Annotated in this window: 4 protein-coding genes; all 4 read left to right on the top strand. The window is 52.4% G+C overall.

Features of this window, described 5'->3' with window-relative positions; all coding sequences use genetic code 11:
- On the top strand, positions 1–1,803 hold a 1,803-nt coding region (locus tag L0H14_RS12000), incomplete at its 5' end, for a N,N-dimethylformamidase beta subunit family domain-containing protein (RefSeq protein ID WP_367618776.1).
- Between the two features lie 94 nt (positions 1,804–1,897).
- Entirely contained in the window at positions 1,898–3,379 is a 1,482-nt protein-coding gene (locus tag L0H14_RS12005) for a peptide MFS transporter (RefSeq protein WP_301421945.1), read from the top strand.
- 143 nt (positions 3,380–3,522) lie between these two features.
- On the top strand, positions 3,523–3,825 hold the full coding sequence (locus L0H14_RS12010) for a hypothetical protein (RefSeq protein WP_301421946.1): 303 nt from the start codon (positions 3,523–3,525) through the stop codon (positions 3,823–3,825).
- Positions 3,826–4,002 (top strand): ABC transporter permease subunit, encoded by a 177-nt coding sequence (locus L0H14_RS12545; RefSeq protein ID WP_367618777.1) that lies wholly within the window; start codon positions 3,826–3,828, stop codon positions 4,000–4,002.
- Positions 4,003–4,042: the final 40 nt, after the last annotated feature.

Below are 4,042 nucleotides of genomic sequence, written 5' to 3' on the forward strand. Positions count from 1 at the left end.
TCTACAACTTCTTACACGAATTTACGGCGCAGGACACTAGTAGACGGCCACGTGGCCGTTCAATCCAACGCTGACGGCGCACACATGGTAAGTTCCATCAAACTTCGGAAACGACAGTGGCAACTTGTTATTGCAGGTTTCGCTAAGGACCACACCACGCTACTCACGTGGGACTCGGGTACCATTTCAAGTGAAAAATTGCCGCCGGTGAAATCAGCGTCAGGCTCCGAGTTCAAGAGCATGTATATAGCAGCCTGCGGCTCCAACGATGTAATCAAGAACGTCTTTGATGGGAGAATCGCGTCTCCCCAGATGTGGGATCACGCGCTCGTCGCCGAAGAAATCCAACAGATGATCAGCCAAGAACTGAAAGCCGGCTTGCTGGTCTCAGTGGACTTCGGAGACGATCAACGAAGTGTGGCATTTACCGATGAGATAAGCGGCACCACAGGCGAACTCATCAACATGCCCACACGAGGAGTCACAGGGCCAACTTGGGTCGGGCAAGTCGAGGCCTGGAGTGCACGTCCAGAACTCTATTCAGCGGTCCATTTCCACTCTGACGATCTCTCGGACGCAAACTGGCAGATCACGGCTGAGTACCCACTGCCTATCGAGCTAGCTTCTGGATTCTATGCGATCTATCTGGAGGCAGGAGATCACGAAGACTGGCTTACGTTTATCGTCACACCATCCGATACCCCTAGTGGCGATCGCCTCTTGATCCTCGTCCCAACACTCACCTACTTGGCATATGCAAACGAGCCCATCTTCGACCCACACGTTCCACTCTCACGAGACCTGCGCGACGATTGGGTCAAACAACAGGGACTGTTGAGCCAATACAACTGGCATAAGGATGGCAGCGGGGTCGCTTTCGCTTCATGGCGACGACCAATGATGAATCTCCGGCCCAACTACCGTTACTGGCTTACAGGACATCCGCATGGCCCTGGAGCAGACCTCTATCTCACCCACTGGCTCGAATCTGTCGGAATCGAATACGACATGATAACCGACCACGATCTCGATAAACTAGGTACAGATGCTCTCTCGAGCTACCGTGCGCTTGCGACGGGGTGCCATCCAGAATACTGGACGAGCAATATGCTACGAGTACTCGCACATTTCGAAGAGGCCGGCGGACGCGTCGCCTACCTTGGAGGCAATGGACTCGCAGCACTCGTAGCGCTCCACGGCGAACAACCTTGGGTCAGTGAGATGCGGCGTCGTGGCGACAGCGTGGGACTCTGGGACTCCGACCCAGGAGAAGCATACTTTGCCTCGGACGGTCACATGGGTGGGAGCACACGCTATCAATACCTTCGCGGGCGAGAACTCATCGGCGTTGATATCACAGGAATGGGATTCGCCGACGGACAACCATATACAAAAACGTCCGCAGCAACGAACCCCAGAGCCAGCTTCGTGTTCAAAGGAGTTCCCGAAAGCGTCATTGGTGACTTTGGTCTTCATATGGGCGGTGCAGCTGGATACGAAGTTGACAGCGCAGATACACGCACAGGCACTCCGCCTCACGCTCTTGTGATCGCAAGTTGCGACACAGTCCCACCGAGCTACGTCCAAACTGAACAGCGTGGGGCACCGCGCGCAGACATGGTCTTCTTCGAAACGGAAGGCGGCGGCGCAGTATTCTCTACCAGTTCAATCACTTGGACCGGATCACTCTCATTCGAAAACGGAAATAACCCGGTTTCTCGAATCACAGAGAACGTTCTCAGACGATTCCTGGATCCAAAACCCTTTGAGTACTCCCGAGATCTAAAAGGATATATTCCCTAATCTTCCATTCACTTCGCGAGGTGACCTGAAGGTCCTTTTGATTGGCGAAGTTGAAGCAATTGATACTTCACAAACATCCTGAAAGGCTGGCACCATGAATAGCAATTCAACATCCGGCATGACCGAAAGTGAAACGACAATTTCACCCAGGAAATATTCGTTGCGTAATCATCCCGCGGGCTTGTGGACTGTTTCACTTACTGAAATGTGGGAACGACTCAGTTTCTATGGACTCCAAGTCCTCCTTGCCTATTACATATACTACGCGGTCTCCGACGGAGGGCTTTCTCTCCCGGTTGAGACAGCCCTCGCGATAACCGGCGCATACGGAGGAGTTGTTTATCTTACCCAACCACTAGGGGCATGGATAGCGGACCGTCTGGTACCTCCCCGTCAGCTGGTGGTGGCAGGCGGAGTCTTGATAATTTCGGGTCACGTCACATTAGCTATAACTTCGGGGCTTGCAGGTTTAGTTTGTGCGCTCCTTTTGATCGCAATTGGAACCGGCGCGCTCCATCCGACTTTGAACACGTTAGTCGGGTTCTTATATGAGGATCGAGATAATGATCGAGACTCCGGATTTCAAATCTATTATGCAATATTTTCATTTGGTGCACTACTGGGCCCAATCATCACCGGCTTCCTGCATGTGAGGTTCGGCTTCCACACTGCATTCGCGGTTGCCGCCGTAGGCATGACCATTGGCCTGCTCGTGTACTTCTTAAGATGGAAGACGCTTCCCGATAGATCCAAAACTATCAGCAACCCTCTGACCAGACGCGGTAAAGCTGTGGCAATTATTGCCTCCGTGGCTCTCCTCGCAATTTGTACGATACTCGTTGCTACCGAAATTCTTAATCTGAACAACGTTTCATCCTCGATACTCGCAGCTATTCTTGTAGTCGCGGCTATGTGTTTCGTCCTGATGCTGTTCTCGTCGTCGACGACGAAGTTCGAGAAGCGAAGGGTCATCGCTTATATGCCTATATTCTTGGCTGCAATAGTTTTCTGGACTATGGTGTTGCAGCTATTTACCACTTTTGCCTTTTATGCGGACAATCGTGTTGACCTCTCGATTGGGCCATTAGAAATCCCAGCATCGTATATTAGTACTTTTGAAGTGGTTGCTTTGATTGCGGCAGGAATGTTAATCGCTCCTGTTTGGCAGAAGATGGGCGAGCGTCAGCCCAGCACTCTTTTGAAGCTAGTGCTGGGACTAGCAATCATGTCTTGTGCATTCCTCCTGTTCGCGGTTTTTCCGCTGTGGTTTGATGGGCCGATCCCTCTCCTTGCAGTCATCTTCGGCATGGTTGTCTTTGGGATTGCCGAGGCGACGTACGCGCCTATCAACATGTCAGCAGCGGTCCAACTTGCCCCAAAGGCCTTTAAAGCGCTGATGATGGGGTTATCTGGTCTCGCTCTTGCCGCTGGCTCGAGTTTGTCGGGAACTGTTGGGAGCTTGTTCTCACCGGAGCACGAATCCCAGTTCTTTGTGCTGACAGCAGCGGCTATTATTGTGACTCTTCTGGGACTATTTTTGATCCGCAAACCGTTGACCCGTTTAGGGCTGAATTGATATTCTCCCGAGAGCCACAATCTACTGTGCAATCAAGAAAGAATATTGCGCAACTGGTAGTTCAACGACTCGATCGCGTTCGTCGTATAGGGGCTCATCGTAATTGAGAGTGTAGAACCGGTCTGAAGCCACCGGACTCGAGCATGAGCGCAACCGCGATGTATGACGTCATGGGCCCGCTGGCACGGCGGCGGGCCCGTAGATGGACAGTAGCCGGGACCCTCGTCGTGGTGGCTATTGTTCTGGGAGGCATCTGGCAGCTGCAGGTTCACGGGCTTTTGAAATGGAAGGTCTGGTCGATATTGGTAAACCAGGACTTCGCCCGCCTCATAATCGACGGTGCCATCGCAACCCTGAAAGTCGCTCTGGTGTCCATCGTTCTGTCGTTCGCGGGCGGACTCTTGCTCACGATGCTGGGACGTTCGCGCTTCCGGGTCATTCGGTAAGTGACCAAGGTTTGGGTCGAGATATTCCGAGGCATCCCGTTGATGGTTCTGATCTTTTTCATTGACCTGGGGCTGCCGGCGACAGGGATTGCTCTGAATACCTTCTGGTCGATGGTTTTCGCAATCGTCCTCTACAACAGTGCGGTGATGAGCGAGATCTTGGAGGGTGTCAAATAGTTTGTGTACCGGGTCACTGTTGAAAGGACAGAATAGTGAC

It is taken from the genome of Yaniella sp. (assembly GCF_030453185.1).
In the GTDB taxonomy this organism is placed as follows: Bacteria; Actinomycetota; Actinomycetes; order Actinomycetales; family Micrococcaceae; genus Yaniella.